The sequence below is a fragment of the Microbispora sp. H10836 genome (assembly GCF_012999525.1).
Classification (GTDB): Bacteria; Actinomycetota; Actinomycetes; order Streptosporangiales; family Streptosporangiaceae; genus Microbispora.
Map to the genome: position 1 here is coordinate 95,736 of NZ_JABBWU010000011.1, position 23,188 is coordinate 118,923.

General features: G+C 70.8%; 20 protein-coding genes. 7 read left to right on the forward strand and 13 right to left on the reverse strand.

From position 1 onward, the window contains the following. Positions 1 to 120: 120 nt before the first annotated feature. Positions 121 to 3,129: an AfsR/SARP family transcriptional regulator gene (locus tag HHX30_RS20975; protein ID WP_169983665.1), complete on the reverse strand. Its 3,009-nt coding sequence runs from the start codon at positions 3,127 to 3,129 to the stop codon at positions 121 to 123. A gap of 225 nt (positions 3,130 to 3,354) precedes the next feature. Here HHX30_RS20975 and HHX30_RS20980 point away from each other — a divergent pair, with 225 nt between their 5' ends. Next, on the forward strand, positions 3,355 to 3,894 hold the full coding sequence (locus HHX30_RS20980; protein WP_169983666.1) for a hypothetical protein: 540 nt from the start codon (positions 3,355 to 3,357) through the stop codon (positions 3,892 to 3,894). A gap of 62 nt (positions 3,895 to 3,956) precedes the next feature. Here HHX30_RS20980 and HHX30_RS20985 read toward each other — a convergent pair whose 3' ends face one another. Beyond that, positions 3,957 to 4,613 carry a GNAT family N-acetyltransferase gene (locus HHX30_RS20985; protein WP_169983667.1) on the reverse strand — a complete coding sequence of 219 codons (657 nt, stop codon included), beginning with the start codon at positions 4,611 to 4,613 and terminating at the stop codon, positions 3,957 to 3,959. Positions 4,614 to 4,749: 136 nt separating this feature from the next. Beyond that, on the reverse strand, positions 4,750 to 5,100 hold the full coding sequence (locus HHX30_RS20990; protein WP_169983668.1) for a hypothetical protein: 351 nt from the start codon (positions 5,098 to 5,100) through the stop codon (positions 4,750 to 4,752). A gap of 530 nt (positions 5,101 to 5,630) precedes the next feature. Between HHX30_RS20990 and HHX30_RS20995 the strand changes: the two genes are divergently transcribed. The 3 genes from HHX30_RS20995 (at position 5,631) to HHX30_RS21005 (ending at position 9,854) form a co-directional block, all read left to right on the forward strand. Next, positions 5,631 to 7,769 (forward strand): HNH endonuclease signature motif containing protein, encoded by a 2,139-nt coding sequence (locus tag HHX30_RS20995; RefSeq protein ID WP_249350284.1) that lies wholly within the window; start codon positions 5,631 to 5,633, stop codon positions 7,767 to 7,769. Between the two features lie 281 nt (positions 7,770 to 8,050). After that, the gene (locus HHX30_RS21000) at positions 8,051 to 8,809 is read left to right on the forward strand and encodes a glucose 1-dehydrogenase (protein WP_169983670.1); all 759 of its coding nucleotides are present in this window, start codon (positions 8,051 to 8,053) and stop codon (positions 8,807 to 8,809) included. 16 nt (positions 8,810 to 8,825) lie between these two features. After that, positions 8,826 to 9,854: an LLM class flavin-dependent oxidoreductase gene (locus HHX30_RS21005; RefSeq protein WP_169983671.1), complete on the forward strand. Its 1,029-nt coding sequence runs from the start codon at positions 8,826 to 8,828 to the stop codon at positions 9,852 to 9,854. A 49-nt stretch (positions 9,855 to 9,903) separates the two neighbouring features. On the opposite strand, the gene HHX30_RS21010 is transcribed toward HHX30_RS21005, so the two are convergent. The 8 genes from HHX30_RS21010 to HHX30_RS21045 all read right to left on the reverse strand — a co-directional run bounded on the left by HHX30_RS21010 (position 9,904) and on the right by HHX30_RS21045 (position 16,924). Then, positions 9,904 to 10,290 carry an SCO5389 family protein gene (locus HHX30_RS21010; RefSeq protein ID WP_169983672.1) on the reverse strand — a complete coding sequence of 129 codons (387 nt, stop codon included), beginning with the start codon at positions 10,288 to 10,290 and terminating at the stop codon, positions 9,904 to 9,906. 95 nt (positions 10,291 to 10,385) lie between these two features. Continuing rightward, positions 10,386 to 11,318, reverse strand: coding sequence for an ATP-binding protein (locus HHX30_RS21015; RefSeq protein WP_169983673.1), 933 nt, complete (start codon positions 11,316 to 11,318; stop codon positions 10,386 to 10,388). Between the two features lie 84 nt (positions 11,319 to 11,402). Continuing rightward, a complete protein-coding gene (locus HHX30_RS21020; protein ID WP_169983674.1) occupies positions 11,403 to 12,869 on the reverse strand; it encodes a serine/threonine-protein kinase in 1,467 nt (488 codons plus the stop codon). 78 nt (positions 12,870 to 12,947) lie between these two features. Then, the gene (locus HHX30_RS21025; protein WP_169983675.1) at positions 12,948 to 13,340 is read right to left on the reverse strand and encodes an Rrf2 family transcriptional regulator; all 393 of its coding nucleotides are present in this window, start codon (positions 13,338 to 13,340) and stop codon (positions 12,948 to 12,950) included. Positions 13,341 to 13,357: 17 nt separating this feature from the next. Then, on the reverse strand, positions 13,358 to 14,320 hold the full coding sequence (locus HHX30_RS21030; protein ID WP_169983676.1) for a sulfate/molybdate ABC transporter ATP-binding protein: 963 nt from the start codon (positions 14,318 to 14,320) through the stop codon (positions 13,358 to 13,360). Beyond that, positions 14,310 to 15,107 carry a sulfate ABC transporter permease gene (locus HHX30_RS21035; RefSeq protein ID WP_169983677.1) on the reverse strand — a complete coding sequence of 266 codons (798 nt, stop codon included), beginning with the start codon at positions 15,105 to 15,107 and terminating at the stop codon, positions 14,310 to 14,312. Before HHX30_RS21035 ends, HHX30_RS21030 begins: the two co-directional genes overlap by 11 nt. Beyond that, entirely contained in the window at positions 15,100 to 15,894 is a 795-nt protein-coding gene (gene cysT / locus HHX30_RS21040) for a sulfate ABC transporter permease subunit CysT (protein WP_169983678.1), read from the reverse strand. Before cysT ends, HHX30_RS21035 begins: the two co-directional genes overlap by 8 nt. A gap of 10 nt (positions 15,895 to 15,904) precedes the next feature. Continuing rightward, positions 15,905 to 16,924, reverse strand: coding sequence for a sulfate ABC transporter substrate-binding protein (locus HHX30_RS21045; protein WP_211592294.1), 1,020 nt, complete (start codon positions 16,922 to 16,924; stop codon positions 15,905 to 15,907). A gap of 224 nt (positions 16,925 to 17,148) precedes the next feature. Here HHX30_RS21045 and HHX30_RS21050 point away from each other — a divergent pair, with 224 nt between their 5' ends. Then, positions 17,149 to 18,087 carry a hypothetical protein gene (locus HHX30_RS21050; RefSeq protein WP_169983679.1) on the forward strand — a complete coding sequence of 313 codons (939 nt, stop codon included), beginning with the start codon at positions 17,149 to 17,151 and terminating at the stop codon, positions 18,085 to 18,087. On the opposite strand, the gene HHX30_RS21055 is transcribed toward HHX30_RS21050, so the two are convergent. Continuing rightward, positions 18,084 to 19,502, reverse strand: a complete 1,419-nt coding sequence (locus HHX30_RS21055; protein ID WP_169983680.1) for an LCP family protein — start codon at positions 19,500 to 19,502, stop codon at positions 18,084 to 18,086. The two genes, HHX30_RS21050 and HHX30_RS21055, sit on opposite strands and share 4 nt — an antisense overlap. Positions 19,503 to 19,690: 188 nt before the next feature. Between HHX30_RS21055 and HHX30_RS21060 the strand changes: the two genes are divergently transcribed. Next, complete coding sequence (locus HHX30_RS21060) at positions 19,691 to 20,191, forward strand: hypothetical protein (protein ID WP_169983681.1); 501 nt, start codon at positions 19,691 to 19,693, stop codon at positions 20,189 to 20,191. Positions 20,192 to 20,212: 21 nt separating this feature from the next. On the opposite strand, the gene HHX30_RS21065 is transcribed toward HHX30_RS21060, so the two are convergent. After that, the gene (locus HHX30_RS21065) at positions 20,213 to 21,226 is read right to left on the reverse strand and encodes a LacI family DNA-binding transcriptional regulator (RefSeq protein ID WP_169983682.1); all 1,014 of its coding nucleotides are present in this window, start codon (positions 21,224 to 21,226) and stop codon (positions 20,213 to 20,215) included. A gap of 204 nt (positions 21,227 to 21,430) precedes the next feature. Here HHX30_RS21065 and HHX30_RS21070 point away from each other — a divergent pair, with 204 nt between their 5' ends. Next, on the forward strand, positions 21,431 to 23,182 hold the full coding sequence (locus tag HHX30_RS21070; protein ID WP_169983683.1) for an ABC transporter substrate-binding protein: 1,752 nt from the start codon (positions 21,431 to 21,433) through the stop codon (positions 23,180 to 23,182). Positions 23,183 to 23,188: the final 6 nt, after the last annotated feature.

Consider the following 23,188-nt stretch of genomic DNA (forward strand, 5'->3'; position numbering starts at 1 on the left):
CGCGTCCCAGTGACGACGGGCGACCGGCCGGGCGGTTCACGCCCCCACGATTGAGAATCGGTGATCGATTTGATCAACCATGTCCGGATGAGCCGGCTCGACGACGACCTGCGACTCGACTCACGTCTCGACCTGTTCGCGCAGGAGCGCGCGGATGTCGTCGGCCTCGGGCGAGCCGAGCCGGGTGAAGATGTCGAGGGCCTTGACCAGGGCCTGCCTGCCCCGGCCGGTCTCCCCGAGACTCGCGAGGGCCTTGCCGAGGGCGGCCAGTGACTGCGCTTCGCCGTACGGGTGGGTGATCTCGCGGCTCACTGTCAGGGCCTGCTCGGCGTGCCGGGCGGCCTCGGCGAACCGCCCGGCGGCGATGAAGGTGGCGGCCAGCCGGTAGCAGACCCGCTGCTCCCAGACCCGCTGGTTGCTCGCCCGGAAGAAGGCCAGGCACTCGGCGTGGTGCACGACGGCCTCGTTGAGCCGCCCGACGTGCGACAGCACGTTGCCGAGGTGGTAGCGGGCCCGCGCCACCCCCGCGCCGCTGCCGATCTCGGTGAAGACCGCGAGCCCGCGCTCGGCCGCGGCGATGGCGTCGCCGGGCCGCCCGAGGCCCAGGTGGTCGCGGGCCGAGTAGCACGACGCCAGCGCCTCGCCCGCCGGGTTGCCCACCTCCCGGTAGACCGCCGTCGCCCGGTCGAACCATTCGAGCGCCTCGGTGTGGCGCCGCCGCCGGCCCGCGACGACCGCCAGCGCGTTGCACGTCTCGCCCAGCACGATGTGGTCGCCGGTCTCCTCGCCGAGCGTCCGCGCGGCGAGGAAGTGGGCCTCGGCCTCGGCCAGCCGGTTCGCGCCGAACAGCACCCGGCCGAGGACGTAGCGGCAGCGCATCTCGCCGCGCCGCTCGCCTGTCCGGCGGGTCGCCGCCAGCAGGGCCGAGGTGCGCTGCTCGAAGTCGCGCTGGCTGGTGCCCGACTCCAGCAGCGGCTCCAGCGCCAGCAGCAGGTCGGCCGCCGCGAGCAGGTCCCCGCCCGGCTCATCCGCCTGGGCTGCCTGGGCCACGGCTCCGAACATGTCCTCCGCCTCGGCCGACAACCAGGCCACGGCCTCGTCGGCGGAGGAGAAGGAATGGCCGAGCACGCCCAGGTCGGTGAGGTTGTCGGCGATCGCGCTGCCCTCGTACGCCAGCCGGTGGGCCGCGCCCGCCGACGCCAGGTAGAAGCCGAGTAGCCGCCGCAGGGCGAGCGCGCGGGCCGCGGGCTCCTCCGCGTCCTCCGCCTGCCGCCGGGCGAACAGCTTGAGCAGGTCGTGGAATCGGTAGCGGCCCGGCGCGGGCGCCTCCAGCAGGCTGGCGTCGACCAGCGACTCGATCAGGTCCTCGGCCTCGGCCGGGGTGAGGCCGAGCACGGCCGCCGCCGCGAAGGCCGAGATGCCCGAGCCCGCCGGCAGTGACAGCAGCCGGAACGCCCGCGCCTGCCGGGCGTCCAGCTGGCCGTATCCGAGGGCGAACGTGGCCGAGACCGCCAGGTTGCCGATCTTCATCTCGTCCAGGCGGCGGCGCTCGTCGGCGAGCCTGGGGACGAGCGAGGCCACCGTCCACGACGGGCGGGAGGCGAGTCTGGCGGCGACGATGCGCACGGCCAGCGGCAGGAAACCGCAGGCTGCGACCACGTCCATGGCGGCGGCCCGTTCCGCCGCCACCCTCTCGGGTCCCGCGACCGCCGCGAGCAGCGACAGCGCCTCCTCGGGCTCCATCACGTCGAGGTCGACGAGCCGGGCCGCGGGCAGGTCGGCCAGCTTGCCCCGGCTGGTGATGATCGCGGCGCAGCCGGGCGAGCCGGGCAGCAGATGCTCGACCTGCTCGGCGTCGCGGGCGTTGTCGAGCAGCACCAGCATCCTGCGCTCGGCGAGCAGCGAACGGAACAGCGCGGAGCGCTCGGCCAGGCCGTCGGGGATCACGTCCATCGGGATGCCGAGGGCGCGCAGGAACGCGACCAGCGCCGTCTCGGGCGCGGTGGGCTCGGCGCCGTATCCGCGCAGGTCGGCGTAGAGCTGGCCGTCCGGGAACAGGTCCCCGGCGAGATGGGCCACATGGACGGCCAGGGTCGTCTTGCCCACCCCGCCGATGCCCGACATCGCCGCGATCGGCACGCCCTCTCCCGCCCCTTCTCCGCGGAGCAGCGCGAGCAGCCGGTGCACCAGGCCGGTGCGTCCGGTGAAGTCGGAGACGGCCGCCGGGAGCTGCGCCGGCCTCGGCATCTCGATCGCGGGGACGGTCCCGGCCGTCGCGGCGTCATCGTGGCCGTCCGGATGCGAGAGCCGTACGGGAGGGGGTGTGTGGGCGAGGGCGGGATCGGCGGCGAGGATGCGCCGGTGCAGGCCGGCCAGCTCGGCTCCGGGCTCGATGCCGAGCTCCTCCACCAGCGCCTGCCGGGTCTCGGTGAAGACCGACAGCGCCTCGGCCTGCCTGCCACAGCGGTAGTAGGCGAGCATGAGCTGGGCGCGTAACCGCTCGCGCAGCGGGTGTTCGGCGGCGAGCGCGACCAGCTCGGAGACGATCTCCGCGTGGCGGCCCAGCTCCAGGTCGAGCTCCATGAGCGTCTCGACCGCGCTCATCCGGCGCTCGGCCAGCCGGTCGCGCTGGTGCTCGGCGTACGGGCCGACCGCGCCGGTCAGCGGCTCGCCCGACCACAGGCGCAGGGCACCGCGCAGCCGCCTTGCGGCCTCCCCGGACCTGCCCGTGCGGCGGTCGGACTCGGCGGCGGCGCACTCACGCTCGAAGACGGCGAGGTCGAAGCGGGCGGGGCCGGAGTGAGCGGAGTCGAGCCGCAGCGCGTACCCCCGGCCCACGGAGGTCAGCAGCCGCGGCGGCGTCCTCGGGGAACGGTCCGGCTCCAGGACGGTGCGCAGGCGGGAGACGTAGGTGCGCAGCGCGCCGAGGGCGCGTGGGGGCGCGTCCTCGCCCCACACGCCGTCGATCATCTCGTCGGGCGTGACCGGGTGGCCCTCCCGCAGCAGGAGCATGGCGAGGATGGAGCGTTGCAATGGCGTGCCGAGGTCGAGTTCGTCGCCGTCGCGCCAGGCCAGGACGGGTCCCAGTACGGCGAAGCGCAGGCCGTCCGCGGCGGCGTGATCAGGCATGTGACCTGTCTCCCAATGGCAAGTTTTCCGACCAAATGATAGATCGTGTAGCGCGACGGCAGTAGGACCGGGCGCGCCGGTTCAGTCTGCGTTCAGGTGCTTGAAAGCGAGCTGCAACCACGGTGTGAGCGCTGAAAGCGAGTTGCAGGCGGGCGGGCCTATCACTGAGGTGCAACCCCGACAGCACCCCGCATCGGGGGATCGTCCTCGAACAGGAGAACCGAAATGCGCCGCTCCATCACCCTCGGTCTCGCCGCCGCCACCGCAGTCGCCGCCCTCGGACTGCCGGCCCTCGCGACCGCCGCCAACGCCGCCCCCTCCTCCGCCTCCTCCGCCTCCGCTCCGCACCACGACGACTGGGACTACAACGGCTGGTGGGGCACCTACTGGTCGTCCAACCACCTCGCCAAGGCCAAGGGCTACGTCGACGTGAACTACAACGACGAGGAGTCGAACCGGGTCCACATCACCGGCAAGCTGTACGACAACGACAACCGCACCTACCGGCAGGGCGGCAAGTGCGCGTACATCAAGTTCCGGGTGTCGTACTGGGACGACGACGAGGACGACTGGTCCTCCAGCTACAAGTCGTACAAGTACTGCGGCGCCGGCGGCTACAAGAGCATCAACTTCTGGCGCTACGACGTCGCCCAGGTCCAGGCGAAGGTCTGTCAGATCGGCCAGTACAGCAACCAGCCCGTCAAGTGCGGCTACTGGCGCGACATCTACAACGCCTACGAGGACGAGTACGGCTACGAGGCCTGACCGTCCCCGAACGACGCGGCCCGTCCCTTCCGGGACGGGCCGCTTTCTTCTCTAGGGGACGATTACGCTGCTTCCGACGCCGTTTCCAGGAGGCCCAGCCGCATGCGGAGACGTTCGCGTACGGCGGGCCACTCAGGACTCAGGATCGAGTAGTACGCGGTATCTCGGACCGTGTCGTCGGCGCCTCGGCTGTCCGCTCGTCGCACACCGTCCAGGTGCGCGCCGAGGGCCTCGATGGCGGCCCGGGATCGGGAGTTGCGTACGTCTGCCTTGAGGGTGATCCGGTGAACCTGCCAGGTCTCGAAGGCCAGGGAGAGCAGCAGATACTTGCTCTCCCGGTTGACACCGGTGCCCTGGGCCGACGCGGCGAGCCAGGTGTACCCGATGTCCGCGACGGACGGGACCTCGCCCACCGCGCCCTTCGTCCCCGGCGGCCAGGGCATCGGGCCCTGCCAGTACTCCAGGTTCATCAGACGGGTGGCACCGACCACGCGGTCGGTGTGCAGCCACCGGATGGCGAAGGGCATCGTGCGGCCCTCCGCCTGCTCAGCCATGGCGGCCTCCACGTAGGAGACCATCTCATCCCGGCCAGCGGGAACCCGAGTGAAGGCGTACGTCGAACGGTCTTCACTCGCCGCGGCGACGAGGTCGTCGAGCACCGCGAGGCTGAGCGGTTCCAGGCGCACGGAGCGCCCGGACAGGGTGACAAAAGCGGGCATGAGCACATGATGGGGTCTGCTGAACACGGCCGATACCAAATGACACGAGACATCTTGGCGGGGGTCCGGTTAAGGGGGTTGACCACCCGAGAAACCGCAGGTCAGAGGGGTGAATCGGGAGCCCTGAGGTGAGCGCTCAGGGTAAAGATTTGGCCAAAGATCCACGGGGCCCGGCGGGCGGGTTCAGCGGCGGCCCGAACCAGGTCTTCAGGGCGTTCTCGAGCTCCTCGCCGCCGGCTCCCCGCGGGTCCCGCGCCCACGCGACGAACCCGTCCGGGCGTACGAGAAGTGAGCCGGGAGCGTGCGGGTCGCGCACGGCCGTCGCGATGGCGGTGACCCAGTCGTCGTAGCCGGCGACTCCGATTTCGCTCCGACGGACGAGCAGGCCCCGGCCCTCGTGGAGGTGGTCGGCGATGCGTGAGCCGTCCTCGAGCTCGTAGTCGGGCACGCTGCGCCCCACCAGCGGGTGCCCTTCGGCGCCGGGCATGTCGTAGCGTTGCCAGACACCCGAGATCTTCTTCGTCGCCGCCTACCGCACCGTGTACGTGACCAGCGTCGGCAGGATTCGCGCCTCTGATCCCGCGCAGGATGTGCTCGCCGACCACATCGCCCTGCTCGACCGCGCGATGGAAGCCGTCGAACGCGCCATCGCCGGTTTCTGAGGCCACGCGGGTGAAGTCGGCGCGAGGTGCCGTTCGTATCGAAACCACGGCCGGCCGGTGCACCGAGTTGTCGTCGGTGCTATTGCCCCTTTTTCGGTTGACTGTAATTCCAACTATTCGTTTCTCGTGGTTGCTTGAGATGAAGCGGGAGTGAAGAATTCATACAGGTTTTCGAATTCACTGAGGGGGTGTGATGGATCTGTTCGACCCGGATTCCGTCCCCCCTCATCGTTCGAACAATGCGGACGGCGGCTGGTGGGATCGCCTGACTGCCGATTCTCCTTTGTGGTCGACGGAGGGTTCGCTCGCCCGGGACGGCAGTGTGGAAAACGACGCGGCCGCTGACACCAGGAGCATGGGCAGTGAGGCCGCCGATGGCTGTGCCGCCAGCGCCAGGCCCGATGGTGCCGATAGTGCCGCCGATGATGCGGGGGCCGGTTCTGCCGGGGCGGATGCCGCTGGCGCGGGTGATCGCCGGGGTCGGTCGTCGTGGGTGCTGATCGGTTCTGTTCGTGAGTCGGCGCAGGCGTTGGCGTTGGCGCCGGTTCCGGACGATGTGGATATCTGTCTGGCCGAGGCTGAGGAGTTGGTGTTCGCGCGGGATCGGATCACGTGTGCTCTGGCGGATCGGGTGGGGCGGGTGCATCGGGCGGGGCAGGCTCGGCGGCATGGGCATGCCTCCACCCGCAGCTGGCTGCGCACCGCCGGAGGAATGAGCGTCGCGGGGGCGGGCCGCCTGCTCACCCTGGCGGTGGAGTTGGCGCGCCTGCCCCGGGTGCGGGAGAAGTTCGCAGCCGGTGGGTTGGCGGCGGGGGTGGTGGAGGCCATCTGCATGGCGATCTCTGGCCTGTCGGATGAGCAGGCCGCCTTGGCTGAGCCGATTCTGCTGGAGCTGGCGGGGAGGGCGGGGGCGGCGGAGGTGGCCAGGGCGGGCCGTTATCTGCGGGCGGTGCTGGACCCCGATGGTGAGGACCGCGATGAGCGGGCCGACTACGGGCGGAGGTTCCTGCGGGTGCGCCGGGGCAAGGGCGGCGGTTTGGAGGGGGAGTTCTATCTGCCGCGTGAGCATGCCGCCCGGTTGCAGGCGTTGCTGGATGCGTATGCCAGGCCGAAGGCGGAGGGTGATGACCGGCCATTGAGGGTGCGTCAGGCGGATGCGTTCATGGCGTTGCTGGAGGAGAAGATCGTGGCCGAGCTTCTGGTGCTGGTCAACGCCGAATCCCTCCCCACCGACCCCGCCACCGGCCCCGAGAGCGCCGACCGGCCAGAGAGCGCCGACCACCCCGAGACCCCCGAGACCCCCGAGTCCTCCGAAGGCCCGGAAGGCCCTGAGGACACCGAAGAGCCCGAGAACACTCAGGACGCCGAGGCGGCCGAGGAAGCCGCTTCTGCCGTAGGCGCCGGTGCCGATGTAGCCACAGAGGCTGCCGTCGAAAACGCCGGCCAGAGCGCCGAGCTGGCGACCGGACCCCATGATGTGGAGCCCGGCGATCACGCAACCGGACGCGTTCAGGCGAAAGGCAGGCAGCGGAGCGAGTCGCCGCAGGAGCCACAGCAGAGCACGCCACAGCAGAGCAGCTCGCTGAAGCACAGGGAGTCGCAGCAGAGGGAGTCACAGCGGAGCACGCCACAGCGGCAGGAGTCGCATTCGTGGGAGTCGCGGTGGGGCGAGTGGCAGTCGCCTGATCCTCTTGGGGACACCTGTGTCCATCACGCCCACGCCGGGCCTCGGCCTGCGGGGGAGGATCGGCATGGGCAGGCCACGCGTGAGGACGACGGCCACGAGCACCAGCGGCATGGCGAGGGCGCGTGCGGGTGCGGGTGCGGCAGTAGGGCGCGGTGCTCGTCAGCAGCGCCGGAAACACCGAGGACGCCGGGAGCGTCCGGCGCGCGGGGAGCAGAGCCGGGGTCGCCGCAGGGCGTGCTGGGACCAGAACCGGAGGCGTCATCGGGAGGAGAGCCGGGGTCGCCGCAGGGCGTGCTGGGACCAGAGCCGGAGAGGCCACCGGGAGCAGAGCCGGGGTCGCCACAGGGAGCAGCGGCCGGAGGGCTGCCGGGGGCGCTGCTAGGGACGGCGTTGGGGACGGCGCCGGGGTTGCTGCTGGCGACCGGGCAGGTGCTGCCCGTCTCCGGCGTGCACCGGCTGGCCCGCACCTCCACCCTGGTGCGCCTGGTGATGGACGCCGACGGGCAGGTCCTGGACATGGGCCGCAAGGTCAGATTGGCCACCCCCGCCCAGCGGCGGGCGATCTACGCCCGCTACGCCACCTGCTGGATCGACGGCTGCCCGCTGCCGGCCACCAGGTGCCAGATCGACCACGCCGACAACTGGAGCAGCGGCGGCCTGACCGACCTCAAACTGCTGGGCCCGGCCTGCCAGTTCCACAACCGCGACCGCTACCAGCACCCCGACCGCTACACCCGCCACAAGACCGGCACAGACCGCTGGGCCTTCACCTACCACCCGGCCCGGACCAGGCGGGTGCGGATCTAGTGCTGTGCACACACGTCCACCGGGCTGGAGGGAGCGGAGCGGAAGGGAACGAGGACCGCAGCGAAGGCCCAGCGGAGCGGGCTTCGCGAGGACCGGAGGTTCCTTCCGGCGCAGTGACCGACCGGGCCAAGCATCGTGGCGGTGACCGAACCGACCGACCCGACCGACCCGGCCAGGGCCGTGGCGGTGTCGCGAGATCGGGATGGCGGCGGTCGGTGGCGTGGCCGGGAGCATGACTCGGAGTAAGTTGCTGTGATCGGATCCTGGTGAGGAGGCTTGCGATGTCACGGTTCGTCGGGAAGTTCGCGGTGGTCACCGGTGCGGCGCGGGGGATCGGTGCGGCGATCGCACGTCGGCTGGCGGCGGAGGGCGCGGCTGTGGCCTGCGTGGATCTCACGGCGGACCGGTGTGCTTCGATCGTGGACGAGATCACTGTGACCGGGGGCAGGGCGGTCGCGTTCGGCTGTGACGTCTCCGACAGTGCTCAGGTCGAGGCGCTGGTGCCGGGGGTGATGGCCGAGTTCGGGCGGATCGACGTGCTGGTGAACAACGCCGGGCTGACCCGCGACAACCTGCTGTTCCGAATGTCGGAGGAAGACTGGGACAAGGTCGTCGACGTGAACCTGAAGGGCGTCTTCCTCATGAGCCGGGCCGTGCAGAAGCACATGGTGGAGCAGCGGTCGGGAGCGATCGTCAACCTGTCGAGCCGGTCGGCGCTGGGGAACCGGGGGCAGGCCAACTACTCGGCGGCCAAGGCGGGCATCCAGGGGCTGACCGCGACCATGGCGATCGAGCTCGGCCCGTTCGGCGTCCGGGTGAACGCGGTCGCGCCCGGGTACGTCGCGACGCCGATGACCGAGGCGACGGCCGTGCGGCTCGGCGTGACACCCGAGGAGCACCAGGCCACGATGGCGCAGGCGGTGCCGTTGCGGCGGGTCGCCCAGCCGACCGAGATCGCGTCGGTGGTGGCGTTCTTCGCCTCGGACGACGCGTCGTACGTCACGGGCCAGACGCTGTACGTCAACGGCGGCCCGCGGTAGGGGCGCGGCCGTAGGCATGAGGATCGGGGTCTTCCTCGTCGCGGCCGGCTTTCCGGGCAGGGCGCCCGGGGACGTGCTGCGCGGCACAGTGGAGGCGATCGAGGCCGCCGAAAGGGCCGGGTTCGACGACGCCTGGATCGCCGAGCACCACTTCATGTCGTACGGCGTGTGCCCCTCGGCGGTGACGCTGGCGGCCGTGGCGCTGGGCCGGACTTCGCGGATCACGGTGGGGACGGCGGTCAGCGTGCTGTCGGCTCAGCATCCGGTCGCGCTGGCGGAGCAGGCGGCGATCCTTCACCACGTGTCGGACGGCAGGTTCCGGCTCGGTGTCGGGCGTGGGGGCCCGTGGCTGGAGCTGGAGGTCTTCGGCACCGGCACGGCGAGGTTCGAGCGGGGTTTCCCCGAAGCGCTCGACCTGCTGTGCGCGGCCCTGAACGGCGGCCCGGTGGCGGCGGACGGCGAGTTCTTCCGGTTCAGGGAGGTCTCGATGGTTCCGCAGGCCCGGATGTCGCCGGTCGTCGCCTGCACGTCGGACGGCACGGTCCGGCTCGCCGCCGAACGGCGGCTGCCCATGCTGCTCGGCATGCACATCGGCGACCAGGAGAGGGCGGAGATGGTCGCCGCCTACGACGCGTACACCGCCTACGACGTGTACGCGACCTGCGACGCGGCCCCGGCGGCGCACGTCGGGGCCGCGCTCGGTCATGTGGCGGACACGACCGAGCAGGCCGTACGGGAGCTGCGGGAGTCGCTGCCGCGCTGGCTCGGGCCGGGCCTGGCCGGATACGTCCCCGTGGACGGCCGGCCGCCGCCACGGCGCGACATTCCGGAGTACGTGGACCTGCTGTGTCGCATTCATCCCGTGGGATCCGCGGAGCACTGTGTCGAGAAGATCATCACGACGGCGGCGCGGACCGGGCTGCGGCACCTCATCCTGATGGTGGAGGGCGCCGGGGACCGCGTGCGGACGCTGGAGAACATCGCGCGCCTCGGCGCCGAGGTGCTTCCGGCGGTGCGAGAGTCCTTGAACCCCGACAGTCCTTGAACCCGGGGGCGGCGTGAACCGGAGCCGCCGCCCCCGGCCGGACATCAGGTCAGCAGTCGACCAGTTCCGGGCTCTGGTTCAGGATCTGCGCGCGGGGCGTGACGAACTCGCGGTAGGCCTCGGTGGCCTCCGGCCGGAACACCGCCACGCGGTGGCAGTTCTGGAAGGCCAGTCGTACGCCGAAGTGCCTTTCGAGGGCGCCGCGCATCGCGTCGCTGGCCAGGCAGCGCAGCAACTGACCGCGGGCGGTCTCGTCGGGCGGCGGCACCTGGTTGTCGGCGAAGTCGGCGCCGGACCGGTCCCGCCGGTCGACCAGTGCGGTGATCGTCGCCCAGGCGTACGGCAGCGAGTCGCGGACGCAGGCGACGAAGGCCGCGTCGTCCACCTCACCGGCGCGGGCCTGGTCGAGCAGGTCGTTGGGCACGGACAGCGACATGGGCTGTTCTCCTCTCGGCGTCTGCTCAGAGAGCGGGACGCAGTTGACGGTAGTTCGAACGCGGAGGGTCTCCATGTGGCGCGGAGGCGACACGTTCATGGGGTGGCGACGGCCGGGCCGTACACGAAGCCGGGGTCGATCTGTGCGACCAGGTCCTGTCCGGTGGCCCGGTTCGCCCACGCGTGGGCGTTCCTGATGTGGAACTCGGCCGCCTGCCTGCCGAACTTCGGCCAGTCCTTGGGCTGCGCGTCGAGCCGGTCGAGCAGGGTGGCGAGGGCCTGGTGGCCGGCGGGCTCCAGGTCGTCGAGCGTGAACGGCCGGCCCTGCTCCATGCCGCGGATGGCGGGGGAGTGGCCGAACCAGGTCAGCAGATCGTCGCCGACGTGCTCGCGGAGGAAGCCGACGTCCTCCGGCGAGTGGACCTTGTTGCCCACGACCGCGATCTCGACGTCGAACCCGGCGGCGTGGTCGCGATACTGCCGGTAGACGCTCACGCCCTGCCGGGTCGGCTCGGCGACCAGGATCGTGAGGTCGAACCGGGTGAACAACCCGGAGGCGAAGGAGTCCGCCCCGGCGGTCATGTCCACCACGACGTACTCGCCGGGGCCGTCGACCAGGTGGTTGAGGTAGAGCTCGACCGCGCCGAGCTTGGAGTGGTAGCAGGCGACGCCGAGGTCGTCCTCCTCGAACGGGCCGGTGACCATGAGCGAGACGCCCTCGACGCGGCGGGACGGGAAGAACGGGTCGTCCAGCCGGATCAGCCGGGAGCCGCGCCCCGGCGGGGTCGTCTTGACCATGGACGCCGCGTCGCGGATCAGCGGATTGCCGCCGCGCAGGTAGTCCTTGATCTCGGTCAGCATCCCGCCCAGCGGAGGCGGTGGCTCGGCCGCCCCCAGGACCAGCCCGAGGTGCTGGTTGATGTCGGCGTCGATGGCGACGACCGGGCCCCTCCGCGTCGCGTACCTCGCGAACAGCGACGACAGCGTGGTCTTGCCGCTTCCGCCCTTGCCGACGAACGCCACTCGCATGCGGCCCCCCGAAACGAAATGAAAACCGTTGTCACTTTCACTCGTGCGTCATCATGACACAGCAGGAGGCGGCGTGGGCGGATTTCAGGCCGGTCGGAAAAGCGAGAGCACCCTGACGAGCGTGGGCTCCAGGGCGTCCCAGCCGGCGGCGGGGGTGGTCCAGGTGAGCACGCTCGTCGTCGTGCCCGTGGAGATCACCCGGCGGTACTGGTGATACTCCACTCCCTTGGCCAGATGGTCCCGGGCGGACGCCTTACGCGGGGTCCAGGTGAACTCCCAGTCGGCGGCGGGACCGTGCTCGCCGGTCACGGCCTCGAGCCGGAGCCGGCGATAGGTCTTCGCGGACGGGCGGAGGATCTCCTCCGCCTCGCTGAGCGCCGCCAGAGGGTCGGTGCCGCGCTGTGCGGTCACCTCGACCGTGAAGGCGGTCGCGCCGTCCCGCGAGCGCCACGAGGTCGAGTACGGCCCCTCCTCGCGGGTCCAGCCGCGGGGCACGCCGGCCCGCCATCCGGCATCGGACGTGTGCCACTTCAGCTTCAGCCGCCGGGCGGACGCCGGCGGGGAGACGGACGCCGACGCGGAGGCGGCTGCCGGCGGGGAGGCGGGGGAGGCGGGGGAGGCGACAGCCCGGGTCCCGGCCCGGCTTTCGTCGCCGCCGGGCCGCAGCACCGCCCACCCCCCTACGGCGCACGCGACCAGGACGCCCGCCGCCAGCCCGGTGAGGAGCCGCCTACGGCCGGAGCCCCGGCGTACGGGCCGGGCCGGGGCGGGCGGCCCGGCCTCGGCGAGCAGGCGATCGGCGGTCTCCGCGTCGATCCGCCGCCTGGGCTCCCGGGCCAGCAGCCCGGTCAGCACCGCGCGGAGCTCCTCGGGCGTCTCCTCGAGCGATCCCGGAGGGACCGACGGCGGCCGGCCGGTGACGGCCAGGTGGAGGGTGGCGCCCAGCGACCACAGGTCGGCGGCGACCGTGCGCGGACCGCCGGCGGCCCGTTCCGGGGCGAGGTACGTCCGGGGCCCGCGGTCGCCGGTCTCCGGAGCGCGGGCGAACGCCGGGTCGGTGGCCGGGATCGACACGCCGAAGTCGGCGAGCAGCACCCGCCCGTCGTGCGCGAGTAGCACGTTGGCCGGCCGTACGTCGCCGTGCCGTACGCCGTCCGCGTGGGCGTGCGCGAGCGCGGACAGCACCGCGCGGGCGATGCGCGCGGCGTCGGCGGGGGGCAGGGGTCCCTCGCCGGAGACAACCCCGTCGAGCGAGCGCGAGGGAACCAGTTCCGTCACGACGTACGGCGTGTCGTCCTCTTCTGCGACGTCGTGGACGGCGGCGATGTGGGGGTGGCGCAGCCGTTCGGCCTGGCGGACGTCGCGGGAGATCCGCTGGACGAGCCGCAGCCGGGCGGTCTCGCCCAGGTCGGGAGGCAGCAGGATCTCGCGGATCGCGACGGGCCGGTCGAGCAGTGTGTCGCGGCCCTCCCACACCAGCCCGGCGCGGCCGTGGCCGAGGGCGCGGACCAGCCGGTATCGCCCCACGATGAGCTGCCCAGCAGTACCCATCACGCCTGCCTCTACGCCCCGGCACGTTCCGCTTGAAAGCGGAGTCTTGCACAAACCGGGATCAGAGGGGTGCCGGGATCAGAGGGGCGGAAGTGAACCCGTCGCGATGTGGGCGAGTGTTACCTCGGTGAGCGTCGCCTGCTCGTGGTCGCGCAGCGCCGTCCAGACGTCGCCCAGCGGTTCGGCGACGCCGTGGAAGCCCTCGCTGTCCTGCGGCGCCCCCTCCATGATGAGGACGACGTCGGCGAGCGTGATCTGCTCGGCGGGCCGTGCGAGCCAGTAGCCGCCGTCAGGCCCGCGCTGGCTGTTGATGAGACCGGCCCGCCGCATCTGCAGCAGGATGTTGTCGAGGAACCGCCGCGGAATGCGCTGCGCGGCCGCGATCCGCTCGGCCGGAACCGGCCCCGGCGCCGCCGCGGCCAGTTCGGCGGCGGCGCGCAGGGCGTACTGGGTCCGTACGGAGAGCCGCATGTCTCACACAGCGTCCGTCACAGGGCGAGGGCCAGAGATCGGGCGCCGGGCGCGGGCCGCAGATGCACGGTGTCGCCCGGCCCGAGACCGAGCCGGTCGGCCTGCTCCCGCGTCACCTGGACCCACGCGTCCTGCCCGGCGATCTCCACCTCCACGCGCACCTCGAAGCCGAGCCGTACGACGCGGGAGACCACGGCGGGCGAGCCGCCCTCGACGGGGTCCTGCCTGATCTCGATGTCGTGCGGGCGGACCAGGTTGCCGCCGAGCTCGGTGACCGGGCCCAGGAAGCGCATGACGAACGGGTTGGCCGGGTTGTCGTACACCTCGCCGGGGCTGCCGGCCTGCACGACCTCGCCCCCGGCCAGCACCACGATCGTGTCGGCGACCTCGATGGCCTCCTCCTGGTCGTGGGTGACGAACACGGTGGTGACGTGGACCTCGTCGTGCAGCCGGCGCAGCCACGCCCGCAACTCCTTGCGCACCTGCGCGTCCAGAGCGCCGAACGGCTCGTCCAGCAGCAGCACCTGGGGCTCCACCGCGAGCGCCCGGGCCAGGGCCATGCGCTGGCGCTGGCCACCCGACAGCTGGGACGGGTAGCGGTCGGCCAGTTTCTCCAGGTGGACCAGCTCCAGCAGCTCCATGACGCGCTTGCGGATCTCGTCCTTGGGCCGCTTGCGGATCTCCAGCCCGAAGGCCACGTTGCGGAAGACCGTGAGGTGCTTGAAGGCGGCGTAGTGCTGGAACACGAAGCCGACGTTGCGCCGCTGCGGGGACAACCGGGTGGCGTCGGCACCGGAGATCCGGACCGTGCCGGTGTCGGGCCGCTCCAGGCCGGCGATCACCCGCAGCAGCGTCGACTTGCCCCCGCCGCTCGGGCCGAGCAGCGCGGTGAGCGACCCCGCGGCGACGTCCAGCGACACGTCGTGCAGGACCGGCGTGGCCCCGAACGACTTGTTCACGTCGCGTACCTCAATTGCCATGAGACCGATCCTTCGGGCGCAGGAGCTTGGTGAGCAGCAGGGTGACCACGGCGATCAGGGCGAGGGCCGTGGCGGCGGCGAACGCGGCCGGCTGGTCGAAGTTCTGGAACCGCTCCTCGACGAACAGGGTCAGCGTCTGGGTCTGGTCCACGAGGCGGCCGGAGACCACCGCGACCGCGCCGTACTCGCCGAGCGAACGGGCCAGGCAGAGCACCACCCCGTAGCCGAGGGCCCAGCGGATGCCGGGCAGCGTGATGCGGGTGAACACCTGGAGGCGGCCGGCGCCCAGCGTGTGCGCGGCCTGCTCCTGCTCGTCGCCGAGCTCCTCCAGGACCGGTACGACGGCCCGTACGACGAGCGGCAGCGCCACGAAGACCGTGGCCAGCACCATGCCGGGGGTGGAGAAGATCACCTGGATTCCCCAGCTCTCCAGCAGGCCGCCGACGGGGGCGAAACGGCCGTACACGAGGATGAGCGCGAGGCCGACGACGACCGGCGAGACGGCCATCGGCAGGTCGATGAACGCCCCCAGCAGCCGCTTGCCGGGGAACTCGTGCCGGACGAGCAGCAGCGCGGCGCCGACCCCGAAGACCGTGTTGGCCACGACAGACCAGCCGGCGACCGCGAGCGTCACCTTGAACGCGTGCAGGGCCGACGGGGAGGTCAGCGCCTCGGCGAACGGCCCGAGCCCGTCGCCGAAGGTCCGCCAGACGATCAGCCCTACGGGCAGGACCAGCAGGAACAGGACGTAGACGACCGCGACCAGGCGCAGGACGTGCTTAGCCACGGCGGCTCCCCCAGCGTTGCAGGACGTCGAGCGCGATCAGCGCCACGAGGGCCACCACGAGCAGCACCGTCGAGATCGCGGCCGCGCCCGTGATGTTGTCGCTCTCGATCTGACTGAAGAGGTTCACCGCCGCGACCTGCGTCTTGAACGGCAGGTTGCCCGAGATGAGCACGGTCGAGCCGAACTCGGCGATCGCCCGGGTGAAGGCGAGGGCGGTGCCCGACAGCATCGCGGGGATCAGGTTCGGCAGGATGATCCGGCGGAAGGTCTGGAACGGCTTCGCGCCGAGCGAGGCCGCCGCCTGCTCCATCTCCGTGTCGAGCTCCAGCAGGACCGGCTGCACCGTACGGACGACGAACGGCAGCGTCACGAACATCAGCGCCAGCACGACTCCGGCCCTGCTGTAGGCCAGGTTGACCCCGAGCGGGGACTGCGGGCCGTACAACGCGAGCAGGACGAGACCGGCGACGATGGTCGGCAGCGCGAACGGCAGGTCGATGATCGTGTCGAGCACGGCCCGGCCGGGGAAGCGGTCGCGGACCAGCACCCAGGCGATGACCGTGCCAATGACCAGGTTGACCAGGGCGACGAGCGCCGAGGCGCCGATGGTCAGGGTGAGCGCGGCCCAGGCGTCGGGGGTGGTGACCGAGCGCCAGAAGTACCCGGGCCCCTCGTCCGCCGAGCGCCAGACCACGGCGGCCAGCGGGATCAGCACGATCAGGCTCAGGTACAGGACCGCGATGCCGAGGCCGGCGGCGGTGCCGCCGGCCACGCGTGACCGTGTCATCTCTCCGTCGTCATTTCTCCGTCGCCACGCCGAGCTTGCGTTCGATCTCCGCGACCTTGCCGGTCTTCGAGTCGAAGAACTCAGTCGTGATCTTGTCCCAGCCGCCGAGGTCCTTGATCGTGAACAGCTGCGGCGGGGTGGGCCAGTCGAATCCGGTCACGCCGTCGACGACCGGGCGGTAGCCGTTCTTGGCGAAGATCGTCTGGGCCTCGACCGAGTAGAGGTACTTGAGGAAGGCCGCGGCCTCCGCGGGGTGGGCGCTGTTCTTGGTCACGGCCACCGGGTTCTCGATCAGGAGCGTGGAGTCCGGAATGACGTAGTCCAGCTCCTGGTCGTTCTGCTGGGCGAAGATGGCCTCGTTCTCGTACGTGAGGAGCGCGTCGCCCTTGCCGCCGGTGAAGGTCTGCAGCGCCTTGCGGCCGCTGTCGTCCTGGACCGGCACGTTCTTGAGCAGCGAGTCGAGGTACGCGAGCCCGGCGGCCTGGTCGGCGCCCTTGTTCGACTTGTAGCCGTAACCCGCGAGGAGGTTCCAGCGGGCGGCGCCGGAGGTGAACGGGTTGGGCGTGATGACCTCGATCCCGGGCTTGACGAGGTCGTCCCAGGTCTTGAGGCCCTTGGGGTTGCCCTTGCGGGTGCCGATGACGACGACGGAGTTCGTGAGCATCCCCGCGGTGGGGCCGGAGTTCCAGTCCTCCGCGACGATGCCGGCCTTGACGAGCCGGGTGATGTCGGTCTCCAGGGAGAACTCGACGATGTCCGCCTTGAGGCCGTTCGCCACCGCGCGGCTCTGGTCGCCGGACGCGCCGTACGACTGGGTGAAGGTGATGTTCTTGCCCTCGGGCGTCTTCTGGAACGCCTTGATCGCGTCCTCGAACGCCGCCTGGGGGGTGGAGTAGGCGACCAGTGCCAACTGGACCTTGTCGCCGCCGCCGTCGCCCCCGCCGGCGTTGCCGTCTCCCCCGCAGGCGGTGACCAGGGTGGTCGTCGCCATGACGGCGGCTGCGATGGCCCCGAGCCTGCGCACTCTCATGCCGTGTCCTCTATTCCGAGATTCCTACCAAGTCAGTCGGTTTAGTCGATATTAAAGACCGTTCCAGGAATCCCGTCAAGCCCGATGGGTTTGCGGGGTTGTTGCGTCGATGACAACCCGACTTCCAGCGATTGTTGTGAAATTTCCAGACAGGACGTGTCGATCGGTGCTAGGAACGGACGCTATTGAGACATGGCCCAAAAGCCCACCGAGGAAGGACCTTCATGCGCGACCCGGCCACCGAGGACGCCTACGAGCAGGACGGCTCGCTCAGCCGGCCGTACATCACCGACGAAGGCCGTCATGGCGGTGAGGGAGACCGGTTCTGGTCCGAGGAGCACGACGACCAGGCTCTCGGCACCGCGCCGGAAGACCAGGGCGACGTGTTGTCGGAGGACTGGCGGCCGGACCAGCCCGCGCTGACCCCCGCCGACCACGCCGACAAGGATGACTACGCCGCCGGACGCACGGCTCGGCTCCGGTCCGAGGGCCTGGTGAGCGACGAGGAGGTGAGCGACGGCGACACCGATCCGCGCGGCTTCCTCGGCTCGGGCTGGCGCAACGCCCCCGATCCGGAGGAGGACGAGGCCGAGGGGTCGCGGCGCGGCGGGCTGCTGCTGCGGACCGGCCTGATCGCCGCCGGGGTCCTGGGCGCGATCTGGGCGCTGGCGCTGTGGGTCGGGCAGCCGTCCGGAGCGGACTGCGCTGACGGAGCGACCTGCGCCGCCGGGGCCGGCACGGCCACGACGGCGCCGGCCTCACCGGCCGGAGAGCCTACGGACGTGCCCACCGACGAGGTGAGCGACGTGCCCGACGACGTGCCGAGCCAGGCGCCCAGCGAGCCTCCCAGCGCCCGGCCCGAACGGACCCGGCCCGCGACGTCCGGGACCGAGGCGCCGGCCGCGTCGCCCGCGCCCTCGCGCGCCGATCGGCCTCGTACACAGGACCCCGGCTCCCGGGCGACCGCCTCCCCGCGTCCGTCGCGCGTGTCGGTCGACGCCCAGACCGGCAAGCAGGCCGGTGGGACGGACGCGGGCCCGGCCGAGGAACAGGCGGCCACGGCCCCCACCGCCGACGCGGCCACCGAACAGCCGACCAGCGCGCCCGCCCCCACGAAGGAGGAGCCGCGCCACGGCGGCGGACTGCTGGACTGGCTCTTCTAGGAGGCCGTGCAGCTGTCCTGCGTGGCGTCGAAGCCCTCCACGTCGTCGAGCGTCCTGGGGGGCTTCATCCCGTTCCAGTCGGCCCCGATCCCCAGCACGAGGGTCTGCGTGGTGGCCGTGGGCACCAGGCGGGACCGTGACTTCTTGAGCTCGCGGTACAGCCGGGACGCCCGGCTCTCGCCGTTCTTCGAGTACGCCACGACGGTCTTGGCGTACGGCTGGGGCGCCTGCTCGACCTTGACGATGTGGTAGCCGCGCTGCTCCAGCTCCGCGGCCACCTGGGTGCCGAGCCCCTGCTGCCCGCTGCCGTTGCGGACCAGGATGTGGATCTGCGACTTGGGGATCTTCTGCTCGCCGCTCTTGACGTTCTTGGCGATCTGGTCGGCGGCGACCATCCTGAACAGCCGCTGGGCCTGCGGCTGCACCCACTCGACCCGCCCGGGGTTGGTGATGGAGTAGCGCCAGGGCGTGGTGACGAAGCGGATCTGCCCGGCGGTCAGGCCCTGCGCGCTCGTCGCGAGGTCCTTCATCACGCCGATCGTGAGGTCGGGGTCGGTGGTGATCGACTTGGTCACCGCGTCGAGGAAGCCGAACAGCGTGGCGGGGTTGGTCAGCGTCTCGCCGCTCATGGCCTTCTTGGCCATCGAGGCGAGGAACATCTGCTGGCGCTGGATCCGGCCGATGTCGGAGCCGTCGCCGAGGCTGTAGCGCGCGCGGACGTATCCGAGCGCCTGCTCGCCCTTGAGCACCTGCCTGCCGGCGGGCAGGTCGAGCAGCGCCTTCTTGTCGTGGACGGCCTGCGGCAGGCAGACCTGCACGCCGTCCAGCGCGTTCACCATCGCCTTGAAGCCGGTGAAGTCGACCTTCACGAAGTGGTCGATGTGGATGTTCGTGAGGCCCTCGATCGTCTTCCAGGTGCAGCCGATGCCGCCGGAGTTGAACGACTCGTTGATCATTCCGACGTGCGGCCGCTGGCCCGGCAGGGTGCCCTTCGCGGGGCAGGCGGGGAGCCGGACGAGCGAGTCGCGCGGGAAGCTGATCAGCACCGCGCCGTCCCGGTTGGGTGAGATGTGCGCCAGGATGATCGTGTCGGTGCGCTCGCCGGGGAACCTGCCGTACTTGGCGTTCGCGCCGTTGCGCTGGTCCGAACCGACGATCAGCACGTTGAGCGCCTTGCTGATCTTCTGCGGGCGTGCCTCGCCGAGATCCTGCTTGGTCACCGTCTCGTGCTTGACGTTGCCGGTCAGCTTGACGTACCCGCCGACGGCGAACGTGGCGGCGCCCGTGAGCACGCCCAGCGCTCCCGACAACGTGACCCACAGCCATGCCCGCCACTTGGGGGGCGTCCGGGGCGGCGGCGGCGCCGGGAGGTCCTCCTCCGCCGGGGGCGCGGGACGGACGTCGACGTGACCCACTGTCGTGCTCCTGAGGGGGTCGGACCAGGCGTTTCTCGCCAGGTCGCAAGCCAGTAGCGGCAAACGGGGCCAAGTGTAGCGATCTCCCCTGAACGTCACCTTTCAAACGAGGTAACCGCCCTGCAAGTACCGATCAAGCCCGTCCGCCTATCTCTAGGACGTACGAGAAATCCGAAGGGTTGAGAACAATGTCGCGTACTGTCCTTGTCATCGGCGCCGGCACCGGCCTCGCCATGCTGCTCGCCGGCATCTACGGGATCGGCTCGATCGACACCATGTCGTGGGGCATGCCCGCCTTCGTCGTCGGGATGTTCCTGGTGATCGGCGACGTCGTCATCCTGGCCACCAAGCTGGTCGGCGGCGGTGGCCCCTCCACCGGCGTCTTCGGCCAGATGAAGAGCTTCCTGGGCACCGGCAACCAGGACCTCGTCGGCACCGGCCTGCCGGCGACCGCCCTGGTCGCGAGCATGCGGGACACGGGCACGATGGTGAACGACCAGGTGGTCGTCGCATTCGACCTGCGGGTGCAGCCCGCCTCCGGCGCGCCGTACGTGGTCGCGCACCGGCAGATCCTCCCCCGGCTGCTGATGGGCGCCGTGCTGCCGGGCCGGACGGTCCAGGTGTGGACCGACCCCGCGGACCCGCAGCGCCTGGTGATCGACTGGTCGGCGCTCCCCGCGGCGGCCTGAAGACCCTGAAGACCCTGAAGACTAGGCGGGCGGCGCGGTGCTGCCGCGGGTGGTCAGGCGCGGGGCCCGGTCCTCCAGCGGCCTCGCCTCCACGCCGTCGATCAGCGCGAGCAGCCGCTGCGCCGCGTGCGCGCCGTACGCCGGGATGTCCCGGGTGAGCACGGTCAGCGGCGGGCGGACGACCTGACAGAGCGGGGAGTCGTCCCAGGCGACGACGGACAGTTCGGCCGGCACGTCGAGTCGCATCTCCTGGGCGACCGACAGGCCGGCCACGGCCATGATGTCGTTGTCGAAGACGATCGCCGAGGGCCGTTCGGGTGAGCTGAGCAGCCGCCGGGTGGCCCGCGCGCCCTCCTCGCCGGTGTAGTCGGTGTGCACGATCGGGCAGCCGTCCAGGCCGAGACCGGCGCAGACGTCGCCGAACGCGCGGTCGCGGATCGCCGTGTGCGACAGCCGGGGCAGCCCGGCGACGCGGGCGATCCGCCGGTGCCCGAGCGCGACGAGATACTCCACCGTCTCGCGTACGGCCGCGCTGTCGTCGGCCCAGACCGGCACGAGCGACCCGGCGGCCGAGGGGTGCCCGAGGACGACGACGGGCATGCCCATCTCCTCCACCTGCGGCACGCGGGGGTCGTCGAGGTGGAGGTCGACGAGGATCGCGCCGTCCACCCGGCCCTCTCCCCACCAGCGGCGGTAGACGCCCATCTCGGCCTCGTGGTCGCCGACCACCTGCAGCAGCAGGGCGTACGAGCGGGCGGACAGCTCCGCCTCGATGCCGCTGATCAGCTCCATGAAGAACGGCTCCACGCCGAGGAAACGGGCGGGCCGGCACAGGGCGAGGCCCACGGCGTGCGCGCGGGCGCCGTTGAGCGCCCGGGCCGCGATGTTCGGCCGCCAGCCGATCTCGTTCGCGATCGCCAGGATGCGGGCCCTGGTCGCTTCGGACACCCCGGGCTGGCCGTTCAGGGCGTACGAGACCGCGCCCTTGGAGACCCCCGCCTGGCGTGCGATGTCCGCGATGGTCGGTCTTCTCACGTATCCCCTCGGGCTGAACCGGTCCAGTGGCTGTTAGCTTACTACCGTTACTTTGCCTCCATCTTCTCGCTATTGACACCACCTATATTGGGATTTTACGGTTTCGGCACTTATCCGGTTCAGCGGTAGCGGACCGAGCATGATCGGGGCCTGGCAACCTATGCAGACCCCGCGCGGTGTCGCGTGGGGGAAGGAGATTTCACCATGCGGAACCGAACGCGGTTTCTTATACCGGTGCTGGCAGCCGGCCTGTTGAGCGTGGCCTGCTCGGGAGGCGGGGGGGCGCCCACGCCGACCGGTCCTGCGGAGGCCCCGGCGGCGGGCGGCAGCGGCGGAGACCTCCCCCGCAACGAGACCCTCTACACCAGCGGCACCCAGTGGGGACCACCGACGAACTGGAACCCCCTGCGCGAGTGGGACTCCGCCACGGGCACCAAGGGCCTGGTCTACGAGACGCTGTTCATGTACGACGGGAACACCGACAAGTTCTTGCCCTGGCTGGCCGAGGGCGGTGACTGGACCGGCGACCTGGAGTACACGCTCAAGCTGCGCAAGGACGTCACCTGGTCGGACGGCAAGCCCTTCACCGCCGACGACGTCATCTTCACGTTCGAGCTCGGCAAGTTCGAGACCGTCCCCTATCACCCCCTGTGGTCGTGGCTGAGGTCCGCCGACAAGGTCGACGACCACACCGTGAAGTTCACCTTCACCACCGCCAACTACCAGGAGTGGGCCAACCACCTCTACAGCCGGGCCATCGTCCCCAAGCACCTGTGGGCGAACCGGTCGGAGGACGAGGTGATGAACGGGGCCAACGAGGAGCCTGTCGGCACCGGCCCGTACGCCTACCGGTCGCATGACGAGGACCGCATGGTCTGGGCCAAGCGCGGCGGCTGGTGGGCCACCAAGGCGCTCGGCAAGGACGTCAAGCCGAAGTACGTCGTCGACATCGTCAACTCCACCAACGAGGTCGCGATGGGCATGCTGCTGCAGAAGGACCTCGACCTCGGCGTGAACTTCCTGCCGGGCATCGGGAACCTGGTCAAGGGCGACTTCGGCATCAAGACCTACTACGACCGGCCGCCGTACATGCTGCCGGCGACCACGGCCTGGCTGTGGCTGAACACGACGAAGAAGCCGATGGACGACAAGGAGTTCCGCAAGGCGGTCGCCTACGCGATCGACACGAAGAGGATCATCGAGGGCGTCTACGGCAACCTGGTCAAGGTCTCCGACCCGACCGGCCTGCTGCCGCAGTGGGACAAGTACATCGACAAGGCCGTCACCTCCCGGCTCGGCTTCTCCTACAACCCCGACAAGGCCAAGCAACTGCTGGCCGACGCCGGCTACAAGGACCGCGACGGCGACGGGCTGGTCGAGTCGCCGAGCGGTGCCAAGATCTCGCTGAAGCTCATCGTGCCCGCCGGGTGGACCGACTGGATGGAGGCGGCGCGGGTCATCAGCTCCAGCGCCAAGGCGGCCGGCATCGACGTCGAGGCCGACTTCCCCGACTACAACGTGCTCGTCGACCTCCGCAGCTCCGGCAAGTACGACATGGTCCTCAACAACGACAACGGGCTCGCCAACACCCCCTGGCTGTACTACGACTACCTGTTCCGCCTCCCGGTGCGGAAGCTGCAGACCACGAGGAACTTCGGCCGGTACGAGAACAAGCGGGCGTGGGAGCTCACCCGGCAACTCGACCAGGTCAGGCCCGAGGACCTGGCGGGCATGAAGAAGATCACTTCGGAGCTGCAGAAGATCCAGCTCGACGACATGCCGGTCATCCCGCTCTGGTACAACGGCCTGTGGTCTCAGACCACCGATGCGGTCTGGACGAACTGGCCGACCAGTGGGCAGGGCACGCCGAAGTACCCGCCGACGATGTGGCGCAACTGGATGGAGATGGGCGGCACGCTCATGCTCACCGAACTCCAGCCGGCCTCCGGCCGCTGATCTTCT